This is a genomic window from Burkholderia sp. WP9 (genome assembly GCF_900104795.1).
Lineage (GTDB): Bacteria > Pseudomonadota > Gammaproteobacteria > Burkholderiales > Burkholderiaceae > Paraburkholderia.
Window position 1 is genome coordinate 1,527,873 of the sequence record NZ_FNTG01000002.1, and the last position, 16,991, is coordinate 1,544,863.

Genomic DNA, 16,991 nt, shown 5'->3' on the forward strand with positions numbered 1-16,991 from the left:
GGGAGCGAGCCTACCCCCGTAGAGTGGGGGTAGGCGGATGGAGGACTGCGGATGAGACGGCGGTTATCGCGCGCCCGCGTCGCGCATCCTGGCGACGGCGCCGTCGCGGCCCGACACTTCGAGCTTTCTGTAGATGTTCTTCAGGTGCCACTTCACCGTATCGAGCGAAACGTCCATGACCCGCGCAATCTTCTTGTTGGGCAATGCAAGTGCAAGCAGACCCAGGACCTCGTTTTCACGTTCGCTGAGCGACTGGATCGGCACGTGCATCGCAGCCGTCTGTGGCGCGGCAGGTGCCGTTGCCTGTCCGGCTTCGATCAGCCGTTGGGCATAGAAAGCGAGGACGGGATCGAAGCCCTGTTCCGACGGCAGCGGGTCGAGAATCTGCCGGCAGGGTCCAAGCTCGTCCAGCAGGCTGCGCATCAGCCCCAGCCGGTGCCCGAGACGCAGCGCCTCGACCAGATGCTCACGCGCCGCTCTCTCGTTGTGGCGCCCCATCTCGGCAATCGACATCTGCAACCGCAACCCGGCTACGCGGCACCACCGCCCTCCCGCTTCGGACAGCGCGCTGAGGGGCTTCAGCCGGTTCATCGCGCCGTCGAAATCGTTCAGATGCAGGCACATGCGAATGCGCGCAAGATCGGCGCAGACGCTGATTTCCCATGCCGTGCTGCGTGCCGCGCCGGCATAACGCGCCGCGAGCGCTTCGCAGCGCAGCAGCGCCGCCTCGGCTTCATCGAGACTGCCTTCTTCCAGCAGCCAGCGGGAGCGCAAGCAGAGTGCGTTGGCGAGTAGACGATCCACACCATGACGCTTCGCATAGTCTTCGAGTCGATCGAGATAGTCGCGCGCCTCGAGCCGACGGCCCGCGAACCAGTGCGCGCCGGCGAGCACCACCAGCGCTCGCAACACGGTGTCCGGAATCGACACACGCTCTAGCACGTCGATGCGTTCGTCCAACAGACCGAGTGCGGCATCGACATCGTTCAGTTCGTAGAGCGCTTCGCCAAGCAGCGCCGCGGCCATGCACGCAATGCCGACGTAGGCCGGCCCCTGTTTTTCCGCTTCCGCCAGCACGTCGCAAAAGACCCGCTCGGCGAGCAGCACCTGCCCCTCGGCGGCGTGCGTCATACCGCTCATGCACCGGCCAAGCAGAATGCCGCGCGGCGCGCCGCCATGCGGCGCACCTTCCTCCAACACCTTGCGCGCCTGTTCATATTCACCACGATGGATGAACATCCACGAGAGAATATTGCCGCGACCCGCACGGGTGAAATCGTCCGCGTCCGCGGGGACGCGCTGCAGTTCAGGCAATAGCGCGACGACCGAATCCGTGTCGTCGCGCTGTAGCGCGAGGCCACCGCGAAGCAGCGCGAGCGCGTAGCGCTGACGCGGGTCCGGCCGCTCGCTGCGCGACGCTATCTGCTGGATGCTCTGCATGAGCGCATCGGTTTCCCCCGCATACATTTGCAGATAGGCGGTGATCACGCGCAGATCGAAACGCGCCGTGATCTGCGCCGGAGGCAACCGGCGCACCAGGCCCGCCAGCTGCCGGAGTTCGCCGCGCGCGAGCAGATCGTGCGCGCAGCCCTCCACGAGGTCGGCGGCAGCCTGTGCGTTGTCGGCCAGCACGGCGTGATGCACGGCTTCGTCGACATAACCTTGCTCACTGAGCCACAGCCAGGCCGCCGCATGCAGTTCGCGCAATTCCGCGGCCGGCAGCCCGGCGACCCGGCGCTGCAGCACCTCGCGCAGCAGAGGATGCAGGCGATACCAGGTTTCGCCGTCCTGTCCGACACCAATCTGGCTGATGAACAGATTGTCGCCCTCCAGGCGACTGAGTCGGGAGGCGACGTCTGCAACCGCATCTGCATGCTGCATCAAGCTCGCGCAAAGGCGTGCGCAAAATCGTTCGCACAACGCCGCGCGAGTAAGCAGAAGCAGATCGTCCGGCGCGAGGCGCACCAGCACTTCGCGTTCGAAGTAGCGGGCGAACGTCTCGGCGTCGCGCACCGTTGCAGGCGCGAAGGCCGCACCTTTGCGGGTCTTCAGGTCGATCGCGAACAATTGCAGGCCCGCCGCCCAGCCGTCGGTCAGTTCATGCACGACCTGCGCGTCCCGTTTGGCGATGTCGCCGAGTTGTTCGCGCAAGAACCGCTCTGATTCTTCGGCCGAAAAGCGCAGATCCCGTCGATCGAGTTCGGTCGCGAGACCCTGCGAGCGCAGGCGCGCCAGCGAAACGGGCAACGCCCGCCGCGAAGCCAGTACGACATGAAGCTGTGGTGGCGCGTAATCGAGCAGCCAGCGCATCGCTTCGAGAATCCGGGCGTTCTGAAGGTAATGAACGTCGTCTAGCATCAGCACGAGCTCGCGCTTGCGGCGCGCAATCCCACGAACGAGCGTGATTACCCAATGCTCGACCGCCGTCTCGTCGCTTTCACGGCCGACCAGCAGTTCCGCTTCGCGCGCGATCGCCGGATCCACGCTGGCAAGGCTCGCGAGCAGACCGTGAAAGAACGCGGTCAGGTCGTCGTCCTCAGGCGCGAGCGACAGCCAGGCCACGTCGAAATCCAGCGTCAGCATGGCTTGCCGCAGGGCCAGCATCGTGCTGGTTTTGGCGCTGCCGGCCGGCCCCTGAATCACCACGCAACGCTGCCGCCGCGCTTCGAGCAGGCGCGCCATCAAGGCTTCGCGCGGCATGAGCTGGCGCGCCGCCCGAGGCGGAATCAATCTCGTACCGGTGACGGGCTCGATAGCGAGTCTGGGGGAGACGCGCACGTCTCCTGAGTGTTCATTGGATTCGGGCATACGGGGAAAGCTGAGAGACCGGATAACGTGAGAGAAGTCTCGCGACGCGTACCGTCACGCCGGAACGCGCTTTGCCGAGTATAGGAGTGCGACGCCACCCGTCGGGCAATTTAGCGCCCACCTACCCGATTCGGGTGGGTAAAAGGCGCAGGGAGGGTTCGACTCTATGGAAGCCGTGGGTCACTTGTGCCGCGCTCAGTGAGCCAGCCACCCGCCGCCGCAGGCGCAATAGCGCATGCTTCTTGCTTCGGCAATGTGCTTGTCGGGAAGGCGACGCGCGATCATCCCGCAACGTGGCCGGACCTCCCCGCCAGTTCAGGGAGAGTCGTTATGCGAGGAATGAATGACACGGTACGCGCTGCAATTTTTGCCGTCGCGGTCTCACTGCTTTCGGCGTGCGGTGGGCACGACGGCAGTTCGAATAATGGCCGCACGGCGACGCCGGCAGGCGGCGTCCATCTGCAAATTGTCTCGTTCGGAGACAGCCTTTCGGATGTCGGAACCTACGCGCCAATCGCCGGCGCGGTTGGCGGAGGGCGTTTCACGACCAATCCCGGACAGGTGTGGACTCAGAATATCGCGCAATACTACGGCGACACGCTAAATGTCGCGTACACCATCGACATCACGCATAAGCTCAGCGCGCAAGGCGGCCTCGGCTATGCGGAGGGTGGCGCCACGGTGGCGACGCCGGCAAACCAGTCCGATTTTCTGACCAGCGTGATCGGCAACATCGAAATGCCGGTGAATCAGCAGGTTTCGAGCTATCTGGCCGCTCACGGGAGTTTCAACTCGAATCAACTAGTGCTCGTCTGGGCGGGCGCGAACGATGTGCTACGCGCCGGGGCTCTGCCAGCGGCTGCACAGACGGTCAACACGGCGGCTGCCACCCTCGCTCAGGTTGTCGGTCAGATCGTCCAGAACGGCGCCACGCATGTCGTGGTGGTCAATGTGCCGAATATCGGACTGTCGCCGCACGGCATCGCCTCGTCCGATGGCGGGGCTAACTTGACCCAGTTATCGCAGCTGTTCAACAGCAGCCTTAACGCCGCTTTGCAGACCGATGGCCTGCAGGGCAAGGTCATCCAGATCGATTCCTATACCTGGCTGAACGGAATCATGGCGAATTTTCAGGCCAACGGCTTCGCCGTGTCGAACACCGGCGTTGCTTGCGACCCCAAGAAAACGCCCGACGACACGGCACTGCTGTGCTCGCCGCCAACCTACGTGAGCGCCAACGCGGACCAGACGTACATGTTCGCCGACGACCTTCATCCGACCACGCACCTGCACGCGCTATTCGCGCAGTACGTGGAGCACCAGATCGCCAGCACCGGCCTGGGCCATTGACGCAGCACCCGGAGGCTGTCGATCTGATGAGCGCGGAGAAGGCCGCCGCGCAGCCCTTTTCGCCGATGCCTGGGGGAAGCCGCTGGCCGCGAGAGACCGTTCCCGGCCAATGTGCCGAAGCGGCCCTGTCGAATCGTTACAATGGCCAGATGACCTCCCCTAACAGCATCAAGTGCCGGACATACTGACTTCCCATTTCTGGAGTGGCGACGCCATTCGCAGTCGACGCGTGAGCGACATCGTGCTCTCAGGCTCGCTCGACGTACCTGTCCCACCTGTACGCCTGCTTGCGGATTGGGAACGGGAAATAGCGTCGCACATGGTCCTCGAACCCGGAGACGTGGAAGCCATGCCTCTCGCGCGGGCGCGGATGCGCTGGCCCGACTATTCGCGCTGCGTGCAGGCCGTGTCCGACTGGACCTCCGCGCTAGGAATGCCGGCGGTACTTGCCGCCAGCGACGTCGCCCTGATGGTCTGCCGCGGCGCGCGGTATCATCAAGACGCCGAACAATATGGCAGTGCGGCCTTCTGCAATCTCTTCATGAGTGAGGACAAGGGGCTGGACCTGCATTTCCCGTCTTTGGGCCGGCGCATTCCTCTCTCGCGAGGAACGGTCGTGATATTCGACACGGGCCAGCCACATGGCGTCATTCAGCGCCACAGCAGCGGTTTTGATGCAGCCGAGTTCGCGCCTGATCGGGATTGCATCCAGATCTTCCTGACCTGGGAGCTCCCCATCGAAAATACCCATGTGGCGCATGCACTGGGTGTCACCTTCGACACGGCCCCTTCGACCTCATTGCACCTGGATGCGGAACAAATCCGGGTGAACGGCGAACAGGCCATTGTGTGCCCCGATTCCGGCCGCTGGTGCCGGGCTGACTGATCGTCGGGGCCAGACCTCAGCGGTTTCGCGGCGAATTATTCGACGGCCCCGCTTGGGGCAGCATGCGTTGGAGTACGTGGTCTTTCAGAACAACGCGATGGAACACCGCCGCGGCCACATGCAGCGCAATCAGCGCGAACAGCACCCATGCGAGAACGCCGTGCACATCACCCATTTCGTGGCCAAAAGCCGAGCCCTGTTCGCTGAGTGCCGGATATGGCACAAGGCCCAGCAAACTGACTGTCCAGCCGCGTGAAGACGCGTTGATCCAGCCAAGCAGCGGCACCACCACCAGCGCAGCGTAAAGCAGAAAATGCGTGATGCGCGAGACGACGCTCAATAGCGGCGGCAACTCGTCCGGCGTCGGCCAGTGAGTCAAACGCCAGATCACTCTAATCACCATGACGGCGATCAGCGCCGAGCCGACGCCGAGATGCCAGGCAATCAGGCCAACGGGCTGTGTGTCCTTGTGTATGTCCGGCATCGTCCAGCCGATCACGAACTGCACCGCGATCAACAGGACAGTTAGCCAATGTAGCGTGCGTGCGACTGCGTCATAGGCCGGACGCGTACCTTGCAGAACTTTAGCCACTCCCTCTCCTCGATGTTTCCCGTACCGCATTGAATTGATAAAACGCGTGGCCGGCGACCCAGATCGACTGCCGACAAACAGATATCCATTCTAAACAATGCTAACGACCTTATCTTAAGGAAATCTGATGCCGCGCATGGAACCGGGAAATTGGCCAATGCCGCGTCCTGCCACCTGATAGGCAGGCTTCTTGCTGCACAGCTTTCAGCAGCATCCCCAAAGCCGATCGCCAAGAGAAAAAATGCGCCTATTCAAACGTCTGGTAGTTTTACTGATCTTGCCGCTGACCGCGTGCGCGATCGGCCCATCGAGTTCTGCTGATAACGGTTTCGGCGCCTCGCCCGCCATGCCGGCTCCGCAATCGACGCTGCTTCCGATGGTCAACATCGCGCCTGTTCAGGCGCGCCCAGATGGCTCTATGCCGAGCGCCCCCGACGGTTTTTCCGTCACCCGGTTCGCCGGCGGCCTCGCGCACCCACGCTGGATTTACACGCTGCCCAACGGTGACGTGCTCGTGGCGGAAAGCGATGCACCGAAAGAACACGACGAAGGAAGCGGCCTGTTCGGCTGGGTCAGACGGCAGGTAATGAAGCGCGCGGGCGCGGGCGTGAGCAGTCCCGATCGTATCGTGCTACTACGCGACGCGAACAACACGGGCGTTGCCCAGATGCAAACCGTGTTTATTGGCGGCCTGCATTCGCCGTTCGGAATGGCGCTGATTGGCAATGAACTCTACGTGGCCGATACGGACGCTCTCCTGCGTTTCGACTATGTCGAAGGCGCCACACAGATCACCGGCCCCGGGGTCAAGGTCGCCGATTTGCCAGCCGGTCCGATCAACCACCACTGGACCAAGAATATTCTCGCCGACCGCTCGGGCAAGCACCTCTATATCACGGTGGGATCGAATAGCAACGCGGGCGAAAATGGCATCGACGCCGAGCAGGACCGCGCACGGATACTCGAGTTCGACGTGAAAACCGGCGGTTTGCGTCCGTATGCGACGGGACTGCGCAATCCCAATGGCCTCTCGTGGCAACCCGACAGCGGCGCATTGTGGACGGCGGTCAACGAGCGGGACGATCTGGGCAACAACCTCGTACCGGACTACATGACCGCGGTAAAAGATGGCGCGTTTTATGGCTTTCCCTACAGCTACTACGGCCAGCACGTCGACCAGCGAGTCAAACCGCAACGTCCCGACCGCGTTGCTGCGGCGATTGCACCGGACTATGCGCTGGGCAATCATACGGCTTCGCTAGGTCTCGTCTTTTACGACCGAACGCTGTTTCCCGCGCACTATCGAGGCGGCGCATTTGTCGGCCAGCACGGCTCGTGGAACCGCAAGCCGCACGCTGGTTACAAGGTTGTGTTCGTGCCTTTCGTCGACGGAAAACCTGCTGGCGCTCCTGAGGATTTCCTGAGCGGCTTTCTGACCGCGGATGGCCACGCGGTAGGACGGCCCGTTGGCGTCGCACTGGATGCGCACGGGGCGTTGCTCGTGGCGGACGACGTAGGTAACACTGTCTGGCGAATCGCGCCACGTAGCAGCATGTGACGGATGCGCACTTGTGCGAACGGGTTTCGGGAACGGCCAAGGTCGATGCTGACGTTCAGCCGTGCCCGATTTACAGCCCGATTCACAGCCCGATCGCATTACCCATGTCAAACCAGTTGATCCTGGTCAACCGCCTCCAGCGCCCAAGGCGCCAAATAGACGTTGATGACCCCATTGCACTGTCTGCCATGTCTCTTTCGAAGATCGGGGCCGGAGATTGGTCGCCAATGGCCGTCAATCCGCGCTACTAGCGGATAGAAACTTTTCTTTGACGCCTTGACCTTCTGGAGGTACCAGCATGAAAAGAATTCTCCCGGCCCTATTGATTGTGCTCGCGTCTGTCGGCACGACGCAGGCTTGGGCTCAAAACGCCGCACCGTCCGGTGCACCGGGCGCTGAATCCAGCGACACCATTGTGCAAATGAGAAGTGAAATCCGTGCCGCAAATGAGACTTACCGTGCGAAAGTACGCGCGGCGAACAAAGTCCGGGATCGCGAAGTTGCCAAGGCGCAAGCCGAGCGGACCAAAGCCATCGAGGCCGCCCACTCGGGAGGAGGTAGTAGCTGAAGTGGCCGGAAGCCGACTCTGGCGTAGGCCACAGTCGGCTCGCAGTCGGCTGTTTCCTTGCGCCACTTCTCGTCCAAGCCAACGGAGTTCCTGTGGAAGAGCGGATACAGCATCTCTTGAACCAGATCAGCGTACTGGAGTCCGAACTGCAGACGGAGCTGCATCAACGCGAAATCAAGCTTTTCTATCGAATCACCGGCAAACGTGTCGAATTCGACGAAGCGGTGGGCAAGGTCCACCGGGAATTGAAAGTGAGCATTGTTAGCTGGATTCTTTCCAGCCGTCCACAGAACTTTCTCGCGGCTCCGTTCGTCTATGGGCTCGTTTTCCCTTTGCTATTTCTCGATGTTTGCATTTCGGCTTACCAGGCAATCTGCTTCCCGATCTACGGCATCATCAAAGTCAAACGTGCGGACTATATCGTGACGGATCGCTGGCAACTGCGCTATCTGAACTTTATGGAACGATTCCATTGCGCATATTGTGAATATGCCAACGGCCTCATCGCTTACGCTACAGAAATCGCCGCGCGCACTGAGCAGTACTGGTGTCCCATCAAACACGCTCGCAAAGTGTTAGGCACTCATGCAAGGTATGAGCGATTTCTGACTTACGGCGAAGCGGAGCAGTATCAGGCACATCTTGCGCAGTTTCGCGACGCACTGCGTAAGCAGGAGTGATAGTGCGTGGTGGACTGGTCTCCTGAATTGTCTGGATGGCTCAGATTGCTTCGAGACCGCCATCCTCAAAGAGGTTGTGGTGCACCGCGTATCGCACAAGGGCCGCGTCGTTAGGAAGGCTCGATTTTTCCAGAATCTTCGTCCTGTGGGTGCTGACCGTTTTCGCGCTCAACCCTAGTTTCTCGGCGATAGCAGTCACGGATTCGCCTGCCGCGATCAGAAGAAATACTTCGAATTCCCTCGCCGACAAACGCTGGTGAGGCAATGCGGAACCCGTATCGGCGAGGCCGTGGGCGAATTGATCGGCCATTGCAACACTCACATATATACCGCCTGTCCCAACCTTTCTCGCGGCGTCGAGGAATTCCGCGGCCGAGCAATTTTTGGTGATGTACCCGGATGCTCCCGCTTTGAATGCACGGGCCGCAAACGATTCCTCGGCGCGCATGGTGACAACGAGAATGCGCAGCGCGGGATTTTCGCTCTTGATCAGGGAAATGAGATCGAGTCCGTGGACGCCAGGCATGAGCAAGCCGAGCGTCAAAACGGCCGCATCAGTTGTTCCCGCAAGCAAGAGCGTGCTTGCGCCATCAAAGGCCTCGCCAACGATGCTGAAGTCCCCCGCGCAACGGAGAATCGCGCGTAAACCCTCCCGCACGACGCCGTGCGCATCAGATATTGCCACCTTGATCATGGAAACTCTCATGGAAAGGGAGCGAGATTGCCCTTTCATCATGTTCCGTTGACTGCGCATGTCGAACGCTATTTTGTAACTGTCCGGACCTTCCGGTTTGTTTCTTGCAGAGAGCGGATTTCACCTGTGAGCGCCTGGAACTGGGTACTTATGATTTAGAACGTCACAGCTTTGTCCGTGATGTGTTGAAAACACGTCTCGAACGAATCGAATGTCAAAGGCTAATGAACCGCTATCGACCCGGCCAGGACGCTCAACCTGAGCGAGTCGACTGTTCTTCTCCTGCTCATCGGCGACGAGATGCCAGTAAGGTTGCCCCCACGCTACCGCTACTCAATCATCTGCCAGCGGACTGCGCGACGTCTCCTTACTCGCGAGCATCGCCACGAGTGCAATGCCTGCCGCACCTACCAGATACCACGCTGGCGCGAGCTTGTTGCCCGTCACGCCAATCAACCACGTGGCGACCAGCGGCGCCGTGCCGCCGAATAGCGCATTCGCCGCATTGAAGCAGAACGCAAAGCCGCTGTAGCGCACGCGCGTCGGAAAGATCTCGGACAGAAAGCACGGCAGCGTACCGTCGTTCATCGTTAGCAACGCGCCGAAGGCAATCTGAATCATGACAATCGTCACGAAGTTTGCGCCAACCAGGCTCTTGAAAAGCGGCACGGTCAGCACCGCGAACAGAATCGACGCGCCAATCAACATCGTCTTGCGGCCGACGCGATCGGACAGCGCCCCCATCAGGAAGATGAGCCCGATGTATGCGGCAAGCGAAATCGTTGCGGCGATGAACGACTCCGTTTCGCCCACGCCCATTTCCGTCGACAGATACGTCGGCATATAGCTGAGCACCAGATAAAACGCCACCGCATTCAGGCAGGTCACGCCGAAAGCGACCAGCATCTTGCCGCGATGTACGCTCATCAACTCTTTTACCGGTGCGCGCGGAACGTGATGCGACGCTTCCATGGCCTTGAACTTTGGCGTGTCTTCGAGACGCACGCGAATATATCGCCCAATCAGTCCGAATGGCGCGGCAAGGAGGAAAGGCAAACGCCAGCCGAATGAGTGCAGTTGTTCTGTCGTCAGCACGCCGTGCAACACCGCCACGAACACCGAGCCGAACAGCAGCCCCGCCGCGGTGCTCGCCGGCACGATGCTCGTATAGACGCCGCGTTTGCCCTCGGGCGCGTACTCGGCGAGGAAGGCGGACGCACCGGCATATTCGCCGGAAGCCGAAAAGCCCTGCACCACGCGAACCAGCAAAAGCAGGACCGGCGCGAGCACGCCGACTTGCGCATACGTAGGCAGAAACGCGATGACGAATGTCGAGCAGGACATGATCAGGATAGAAAGCGAAAGTGCCGTTCTACGCCCGATCTTGTCGCCGAAATGGCCCCAGACTATGCCGCCAATCGGCCTGACGATAAATGAAATCGCGAACACGCCGTACGCGGCAAGCAGTCCTGTCGCCGAATCCGTCTTCGGGAAAAAGACGACCGCAATGATCGTCGCAAGATAGCCGTACGACGCGTAATCGAACCACTCGACAAAGTTGCCGATAAAGCTCGCCGTCGCCGCGCGTTTAAGCAGACGTCCGTCGGCATGGTTACGCCCCTGCGCGGCGCCCGATCCTTGCAATGGAGCGACGCCACCCGGCTCCATCACGCCGGCACCTGCTGAATGACCTGAAACCGCTTTTCTGGTACTCATCTACGATCTCCAAACGTGAAAGCATGAAACTGTCAGGATGCCTTGACGACTCTTGAGACGGTCTCTACGGGTCTCGTTTGCTCGACACACGCGTAGGCCGTTTGCGCCAATCATCGGTAGCCAAGTGCGCTGTGGCGCCGGTCAGCTTGACGCCGAGCGCCCGCATCGGTTGGTAGGGTTGGCGTCAATCGGGGCACGAGCAAATTCGAAAGTGCTGCCGCTCACCTCGCGGCTTACGCTCAAAAACCCGCATACACCGGAAAGCGTGCGCACAATTGCGACACCTGTTCGCGCACACGGTTTTCGGTTTCTGCGTCGTTAAGGTTGTCGAGCAGGTCGCAGATCAGCGTCGCGGTCAGTGCCGCTTGAGCCTCTCCGAATCCGCGCGTCGTGATCGCGGGTGTGCCGATGCGGATGCCGCTTGTCACGAAGGGCGACTGCGGATCGTTCGGCACCGCATTCTTGTTGACCGTGATATGCGCGCGCCCAAGCGCAGCGTCCGCGTCTTTGCCGGTGATGCCGTTTGCGATCAGGCTCACCAGGAACAGATGATCGTCGGTCCCGCCGGACACGACGTCGTAGCCGCGCTCGTTGAATACGGTCACCATCGCACGTGCATTCGCCAGCGTTGCCTGTTGATAGGCCCTGAATTCCGGGCCCGACGCTTCCTTGAACGCCACCGCCTTGGCCGCGATTACGTGCATCAATGGGCCACCCTGCGTGCCGGGAAACACCATCGAGTTCAGCTTTTTCTCGATCGCCTCGTTCGCCTTCGTGAGAATCAGGCCGCCACGTGGCCCGCGCAGTGTCTTGTGCGTGGTCGTCGTGACCACGTCCGCAAACGGCAGCGGGTTCGGATAAAGGCCTGCGGCAACCAGTCCCGCCACATGCGCCATATCGACAAGAAGATAAGCGCCCACACGATCCGCAATCTGCCGGAAACGCGCAAAGTCGAGTACACGCGAATACGCGGAGAAGCCGGCCACGATCATTTTCGGCTGATGTTCGACGGCCAGACGTTCAATCTCGTCGTAGTCGATCAGACCGGTTTGCGGATCCACGCCGTATTGCACGGCGTTGTAGAGCTTGCCCGAGAAGGACACCTTCGCGCCGTGTGTGAGGTGGCCGCCATGCGCGAGACTCATGCCGAGAACCGTGTCGCCGGGTGCGAGGAGTGCCAGATACACCGCCGCGTTCGCCTGTGAGCCGCTATGCGGTTGCACGTTTGCATAATCCGCGCCGAAGAGAAGCTTGGCCCGCTCGATAGCCAGCGACTCGACTACATCCACGTGTGCGCAGCCGCCGTAATACCGCTTGCCCGGATAGCCCTCCGCATACTTGTTCGTCAGCACCGAACCCTGCGCTTCCAGCACACGCGGGCTCGCGTAGTTTTCCGACGCAATCAGCTCAATATGCGCTTCCTGACGCTTGCGCTCGAGGCGCATTGCGTCGGACAACTCCGGATCGAATCCGGCGATGGTGTGTTCTTTTGAAAACATCGAAACGTCTCCTGCAACATCATGTTTACGCCTGCGGCCCCAGCCGCAGGACCAGGTCGCGACTGATCCGGTTCAGCCCCTAGCGAGCTTTGATGATGTTGTGGTCTGGGCCGTACTTGAAACCGGTGATGTTGGTGGCGTCTTTTTCGCCCACCACCAGGATGTCGTGCTCGCGGTAACCGCCCGCACCGGGCAAGCCTTGCGGCACCATGATCATCGGCTCCATTGAAACGACCATGTTCGGTTCGAGTACGGTGTCGATGTCTTCACGCAGTTCGAGCCCCGCTTCGCGGCCGTAGTAGTGCGAAAGCACACCGAACGAATGGCCGTAGCCAAACGTGCGGTATTGCAGCAGGTTGTACGCCGCGTAAATCTTGTTCAATTCGTGAGCGATATCGCTGCATCGGGCACCGGGTTTGATCAGCTTCAAACCGGCTTCATGCACTTCGACGTTGACCTTCCACAACCGCAAATGCGCATCGGAACAGTGATCGAAGAACATGGTGCGCTCGAGCGCCGTGTAGTACCCGGCAATCATCGAGAAGCAGTTCAGGCTAAGAATGTCGCCCTTCTGAACTTTGCGCGTAGTGACCGGATTGTGGGCACCGTCCGTGTTGATTCCGGACTGGAACCATGTCCACGTATCCATCAGTTCGGAATCGGGGAAACGTTTGGCGATTTCGCGGACCATCGCCTGAGTCGAGGCCAGCGCGACTTCATGTTCGGGCACGCCTTCGTGCACGGCCGCCGCGAGGGCCGCGCCGCCCACGTCGCAAACGTTGGCACCGTGCTTGATGATTTCGATTTCTTCGGCCGACTTGATCATGCGCATGCGCATGGTTTGCGCGCTGATATCCACGAACTCCACGGACGGAAGCGCCGCTTTGAGTTTTTCCAGCACCTCCACCGGCACGTGATCGAACTCGATGCCCACGCGCCCCCTGTTAGCGATTTCCTGCTGCACGCCGCGAAAGAAGTTGTCGCGCTGCCAGTCTGTATAGACCACGTTGTAGTCGCCGACCGTTCGACGCCATGGCTGGCCACCGTCGATATTCGCCGAAATGGAGACCACTTTTCCCGGCGTCACGACGAGCCCGTACTTACGGCCGAACGAGCAATACAGGAAGTCCGCGTAGTAGTTGATGTTGTGATACGACGTGAATAGCACGGCGTCGATATTCTCGTTGGCCATCAACGCGCGCAGCTTGCCTTGGCGGTTCGCATATTCCGCATCCGAGAAGGTGTGCTTTACCTTTTCGCCATTCTCGATTCGAATCAGATTTTCCAGTTTCATGCGCTCGCTCCTTGGTGAAAACGCCAGTAGGTGTGAGCGAATGGTAGGAGTTCGGTGGTTTCGAAAGTTTTCTAAAGCGACACTACATTAATTGAATTCGACATCGAGGGTTTACCACGGCGGGGGGCTTTCCGGCTATACAGCTTTACAGTGCGTTCTGGTAGCGCCGGCGGTCCGCCATCGGCGAAATCTGGAACTGCGCCTTGTAGCGCGTCGCGAAGTGCGTCATGGAAGCGAAGCCAGTGCGCGCGCACACTTCTTCGAGCGGCTTGCCGGTGCGATAGAGCAACTGCCGGGCACGCAGCAGCCGGATCTCCAGATACGCCTGAGCCGGTGTCTTGCCGAGCCGCTCACTGAACCAGCGTTCGAGCTGGCGTTGCGAGACGCCCAGATAAGAAGCGACTTCCGCCACGGAGAGTGGCTCTTCCACGTTGCTCTCCATGATTTGCAGCGCCTCGTCGAGCTTGACATGTTCGGCGCCCATGTATTGCCGCAGCGACGTACGTTGCCGTTGCTCGTGACTGCGCCGCTCGGCGACCAGCAATTCGAGCACGCGCGCAGCAAGTGACCGGCTGCCGGGCGGCATGCCGAGCAGATGCACCATCAGGTCCAGTGGCGCGACGCCGCCGCTGCAGGTATAGCGGTCACGATCCACCTCGTAGAGACGGTTGGAGACGATCAGTTTCGGGAATTGCCCTAGCAATACATCCTGATCTTCCCAGTGAATCGTACAGCGGTAACCATTCAGCAAACCCGCACGGGCGAGAAAGTAGCTGCCCGTGTCGAGACCGCCTAACGCCGTGCCGCTGCGTGCGTGCAGACGGAGCCAGTCGAGCACCGCGCCAATGCCTTTGCGTGGAATCGGATTGGGGCCGACCACGAACACGGCGTCGAACGACCCCGAGTCGGCGATCGTTGCATCGGGCAGGACCTTGATGCCGTCGCTGGACTGCGCATAGTCCCCGCCCGTTCCGATCAACTGATAGTCGTAGACTCTGCGCCCAACGATCATGTTCGCGATTCGCAAAGGATCGACTGCAGCGCCAAGCGCGATCAGGGAGAAATTGTCTAGCAGCAGAAATCCATATTTTCTGACGCCAAGGTCATGCAGCCCGTTCGGGTTGGATTCTTCAGACGCGACCACAGTGGCTGGCATAAATGGAATGCGGACGGGACGAACAATGGAAGGCGCTTGATGGTGCAGCCACCATCATAACGGCGTTTCCTTCGACTGCCGCAGAGATCAAAATTCCCAGCCGGACAAGGCCTCGGCGCTTTCTGTCAATCTTGTAATCAAGCGGTGGGCGTCGCGTCACCTTCAAAGTCGCAATATGGTGTCCAGACGTTCACGGAAAGCGAGCCCGGAGCGCCTCTCTCCGATGATAGTTCGACATGCAGCCCCAAGTATTCTCGCAAAATGCTCGCCAATTAAACATCGCATTTATTTAGGAGTATCAAATCATGAAGAAAGCTCTTGTTTGTCTCGCCCTCGCCGCAAGCGCCCTGTCCGCACCGATGCTCGCCCTCGCGCAATCAAACGCGCCGGTGACACGCGCCGAAGTTCGCAGCGATCTCGTGAAGATTGAAAAGGCAGGCTACAACCCGGCCGAACGTGATGACGCTACCTATCCGGCTGATATCCAGGCCGCAGAAGCGAAGGTCGTGGCGCAAACCAGCCAGCAACAGGCGACGCAGGGTTATGGCGGTTTGGCGCACAGCGGCAGTTCGTCCTCGGGTTCGCGCTCGTACGCCGCGACGCATACCAACTGCGTCGGTCCGGCCAGCTTCTGTACGCCGTACTTCGGCAGCTGAATGGTGCAGTCTCAGGTCTCTTTCGGGTCTCGTGCCGTCACTGCGCGCGCGGGGCCTGACTTGATCCTGATGTGATCTTCGCCATTTGATTTTCAACACCACTCACTCGCTTTCGTCGAAAACGGAGTCTCTCGTGAGATTGATGCCTCTCTTAGCCTCAGCCTTGTCATTGTCAGCCGGTCTTCTCGCGTCGAGCGGCGCAATGGCACAAAGCGCCCCGCCCAAAACCGCTGCAATCAAGAATATCGTTCTGGTGCACGGAGCGTGGGTGGACGGATCCGGCTGGAAACCGGTGTACGACATTCTGACCAAAGACGGCTACCACGTCAGCCTTGTGCAGGAACCGTTGACGTCACTTGAAGACGACGTAGCCGCAACGAAGCGCGTTCTCGATTTGCAGAACGGCCCGACCATCCTCGTGGCTCACAGCTATGGCGGCTCCGTCATCACGGAGGCGGGCGTTCATCCGAATGTGGTCGGACTGGTCTATGTCGCCGCGCATGCGCCGAACGTCGGCGAAGACGAAGCGGCGCTCGGCAAAGGCATGCCCAGTTACACGTCGCAACAGGCCGGCGCGATCAGGAAAACCGACGATGGCTACACGTACTTGAACCCCGCGGATTTTCCGAAGGACTTCGCCGCCGACCTGCCGCTCAAGACAGCAACATTCGAATCGAATGCTCAGATCCTGACTGCGGCGAAGGTGTTCTCGACCCCGCTGACGGCCGCCGCCTGGACGACCAAGCCGAGTTGGGGCATCGTGGCCGCCGACGACAAGATCATCAATCCCGATCTCGAGCGCTGGTACTACGCGCGAGCGCATAGCCACACGACGGTCATTCCCGGCGCGAGCCACTCGGTGTATGAGTCGCGTCCGAAGGAAGTGGCGGCAGTCATCGAAGACGCCGCACGGCACGCGCACGACTAACGCGCGACAGGGTCGGGAATCCGCACGCAATAGGCGTCCGGACAGCACGTCCGACCGTCCCTCGCTGCCCGCGTCCCGGCAAGGAACGCGGGCACGCCGCACTCCGCGCCTATACCCCCGCCAGCGCAGGCAGATCTATCGCGAACGAAACGCTGTCGCGTCGGCCGCTTACCTCATGCGGACGTGTCACCTGCGTCGAACGCGGCGCGTCCTCCATACGTCGTGGCAAAGGCGCTGGATAGCGCGCGCGTTTTTTTCCGAGAATGGCCTGACTCAGAAACTCGGCGCTATAGGCGTTCAGCAAGTGCCCATGGTGCGCTTCGATATACGCGGCGATCTGCGCCTGTTCGCCGTCGATCATAGCCAGCGACGCGAGCGTATGCGCATCCCAGCGGAAGCGCAGGCCGAGTTCGTCGAAGGCGGCGTTGTAAGCGCATAGTTGCGCCTGGATTTCAGCATCATGCGCGCTGTCGCCAGCGTTAGATTGGGCGGGATTCACGGTCTTCTCCTTCAGGCAGGTAGCAGGACGAAGAGTAGAAGCACGCACGAATAAACAACAGTTAAAGTTATTTCGAAAAACAATAACCTATTGTTTATATTTTGGTT

Annotated in this window: 15 protein-coding genes; 7 read left to right on the forward strand and 8 right to left on the reverse strand. The window is 60.4% G+C overall.

What is annotated here, in order from left to right; translation table 11 throughout:
* Positions 1-63 precede the first annotated feature (63 nt).
* Entirely contained in the window at positions 64-2,808 is a 2,745-nt protein-coding gene (locus tag BLW71_RS28070) for a winged helix-turn-helix domain-containing protein (protein WP_091804558.1), read from the reverse strand.
* Between the two features lie 330 nt (positions 2,809-3,138).
* On the opposite strand from BLW71_RS28070, the gene BLW71_RS28075 reads away from it, so the two are divergent.
* Together BLW71_RS28075 and BLW71_RS28080 are read left to right on the forward strand one after the other, a co-directional pair.
* Positions 3,139-4,158 carry an SGNH/GDSL hydrolase family protein gene (locus BLW71_RS28075; protein WP_091804561.1) on the forward strand — a complete coding sequence of 340 codons (1,020 nt, stop codon included), beginning with the start codon at positions 3,139-3,141 and terminating at the stop codon, positions 4,156-4,158.
* A gap of 172 nt (positions 4,159-4,330) precedes the next feature.
* On the forward strand, positions 4,331-5,044 hold the full coding sequence (locus tag BLW71_RS28080) for a hypothetical protein (RefSeq protein WP_091804564.1): 714 nt from the start codon (positions 4,331-4,333) through the stop codon (positions 5,042-5,044).
* A 16-nt stretch (positions 5,045-5,060) separates the two neighbouring features.
* Here the strand turns inward: BLW71_RS28080 and BLW71_RS28085 are convergent, their stop codons facing one another.
* The gene (locus BLW71_RS28085) at positions 5,061-5,636 is read right to left on the reverse strand and encodes a cytochrome b (RefSeq protein ID WP_177205130.1); all 576 of its coding nucleotides are present in this window, start codon (positions 5,634-5,636) and stop codon (positions 5,061-5,063) included.
* Between the two features lie 241 nt (positions 5,637-5,877).
* Between BLW71_RS28085 and BLW71_RS28090 the strand changes: the two genes are divergently transcribed.
* The 3 genes from BLW71_RS28090 to BLW71_RS28100 all read left to right on the forward strand — a co-directional run bounded on the left by BLW71_RS28090 (position 5,878) and on the right by BLW71_RS28100 (position 8,442).
* On the forward strand, positions 5,878-7,194 hold the full coding sequence (locus BLW71_RS28090; RefSeq protein ID WP_091804570.1) for a PQQ-dependent sugar dehydrogenase: 1,317 nt from the start codon (positions 5,878-5,880) through the stop codon (positions 7,192-7,194).
* A gap of 298 nt (positions 7,195-7,492) precedes the next feature.
* Positions 7,493-7,762 carry a hypothetical protein gene (locus tag BLW71_RS28095; protein WP_091804573.1) on the forward strand — a complete coding sequence of 90 codons (270 nt, stop codon included), beginning with the start codon at positions 7,493-7,495 and terminating at the stop codon, positions 7,760-7,762.
* A gap of 116 nt (positions 7,763-7,878) precedes the next feature.
* A complete protein-coding gene (locus BLW71_RS28100) occupies positions 7,879-8,442 on the forward strand; it encodes a hypothetical protein (RefSeq protein ID WP_286162141.1) in 564 nt (187 codons plus the stop codon).
* 40 nt (positions 8,443-8,482) lie between these two features.
* Here the strand turns inward: BLW71_RS28100 and BLW71_RS28105 are convergent, their stop codons facing one another.
* The 5 genes from BLW71_RS28105 to BLW71_RS28125 all read right to left on the reverse strand — a co-directional run bounded on the left by BLW71_RS28105 (position 8,483) and on the right by BLW71_RS28125 (position 14,801).
* Positions 8,483-9,136, reverse strand: coding sequence for a response regulator (locus BLW71_RS28105; protein WP_091804579.1), 654 nt, complete (start codon positions 9,134-9,136; stop codon positions 8,483-8,485).
* Positions 9,137-9,469: 333 nt separating this feature from the next.
* On the reverse strand, positions 9,470-10,852 hold the full coding sequence (locus BLW71_RS28110; protein ID WP_091804582.1) for an MFS transporter: 1,383 nt from the start codon (positions 10,850-10,852) through the stop codon (positions 9,470-9,472).
* 239 nt (positions 10,853-11,091) lie between these two features.
* A complete protein-coding gene (glyA, locus tag BLW71_RS28115; protein WP_091804585.1) occupies positions 11,092-12,351 on the reverse strand; it encodes a serine hydroxymethyltransferase in 1,260 nt (419 codons plus the stop codon).
* Positions 12,352-12,430: 79 nt separating this feature from the next.
* A complete protein-coding gene (locus tag BLW71_RS28120) occupies positions 12,431-13,645 on the reverse strand; it encodes a M24 family metallopeptidase (protein WP_091804588.1) in 1,215 nt (404 codons plus the stop codon).
* A 145-nt stretch (positions 13,646-13,790) separates the two neighbouring features.
* Positions 13,791-14,801: a GlxA family transcriptional regulator gene (locus BLW71_RS28125; protein WP_091804592.1), complete on the reverse strand. Its 1,011-nt coding sequence runs from the start codon at positions 14,799-14,801 to the stop codon at positions 13,791-13,793.
* A 305-nt stretch (positions 14,802-15,106) separates the two neighbouring features.
* Between BLW71_RS28125 and BLW71_RS28130 the strand changes: the two genes are divergently transcribed.
* Positions 15,107-15,457: a DUF4148 domain-containing protein gene (locus BLW71_RS28130; RefSeq protein ID WP_091804595.1), complete on the forward strand. Its 351-nt coding sequence runs from the start codon at positions 15,107-15,109 to the stop codon at positions 15,455-15,457.
* A gap of 142 nt (positions 15,458-15,599) precedes the next feature.
* On the forward strand, positions 15,600-16,385 hold the full coding sequence (locus BLW71_RS28135) for an alpha/beta hydrolase (protein WP_091804598.1): 786 nt from the start codon (positions 15,600-15,602) through the stop codon (positions 16,383-16,385).
* Between the two features lie 109 nt (positions 16,386-16,494).
* On the opposite strand, the gene BLW71_RS28140 is transcribed toward BLW71_RS28135, so the two are convergent.
* The gene (locus BLW71_RS28140; protein WP_091804601.1) at positions 16,495-16,884 is read right to left on the reverse strand and encodes a hypothetical protein; all 390 of its coding nucleotides are present in this window, start codon (positions 16,882-16,884) and stop codon (positions 16,495-16,497) included.
* Between the last annotated feature and the right edge of the window lie 107 nt (positions 16,885-16,991).

What these genes read in the sequence shown, in the direction of transcription:
- BLW71_RS28070 (WP_091804558.1), bottom strand. Translation starts at nt 2,808, where the DNA reads ATGCCCGAATCCAATGAACACTCAGGAGACGTGCGCGTCTCCCCCAGA.
- BLW71_RS28075 (WP_091804561.1), top strand. Translation starts at nt 3,139, where the DNA reads ATGCGAGGAATGAATGACACGGTACGCGCTGCAATTTTTGCCGTCGCG.
- BLW71_RS28090 (WP_091804570.1), top strand. Translation starts at nt 5,878, where the DNA reads ATGCGCCTATTCAAACGTCTGGTAGTTTTACTGATCTTGCCGCTGACC.
- BLW71_RS28095 (WP_091804573.1), top strand. Translation starts at nt 7,493, where the DNA reads ATGAAAAGAATTCTCCCGGCCCTATTGATTGTGCTCGCGTCTGTCGGC.
- BLW71_RS28105 (WP_091804579.1), bottom strand. Translation starts at nt 9,136, where the DNA reads ATGATCAAGGTGGCAATATCTGATGCGCACGGCGTCGTGCGGGAGGGT.
- BLW71_RS28110 (WP_091804582.1), bottom strand. Translation starts at nt 10,852, where the DNA reads ATGAGTACCAGAAAAGCGGTTTCAGGTCATTCAGCAGGTGCCGGCGTG.
- glyA (WP_091804585.1), bottom strand. Translation starts at nt 12,351, where the DNA reads ATGTTTTCAAAAGAACACACCATCGCCGGATTCGATCCGGAGTTGTCC.
- BLW71_RS28120 (WP_091804588.1), bottom strand. Translation starts at nt 13,645, where the DNA reads ATGAAACTGGAAAATCTGATTCGAATCGAGAATGGCGAAAAGGTAAAG.
- BLW71_RS28125 (WP_091804592.1), bottom strand. Translation starts at nt 14,801, where the DNA reads ATGCCAGCCACTGTGGTCGCGTCTGAAGAATCCAACCCGAACGGGCTG.
- BLW71_RS28130 (WP_091804595.1), top strand. Translation starts at nt 15,107, where the DNA reads ATGAAGAAAGCTCTTGTTTGTCTCGCCCTCGCCGCAAGCGCCCTGTCC.
- BLW71_RS28135 (WP_091804598.1), top strand. Translation starts at nt 15,600, where the DNA reads ATGCCTCTCTTAGCCTCAGCCTTGTCATTGTCAGCCGGTCTTCTCGCG.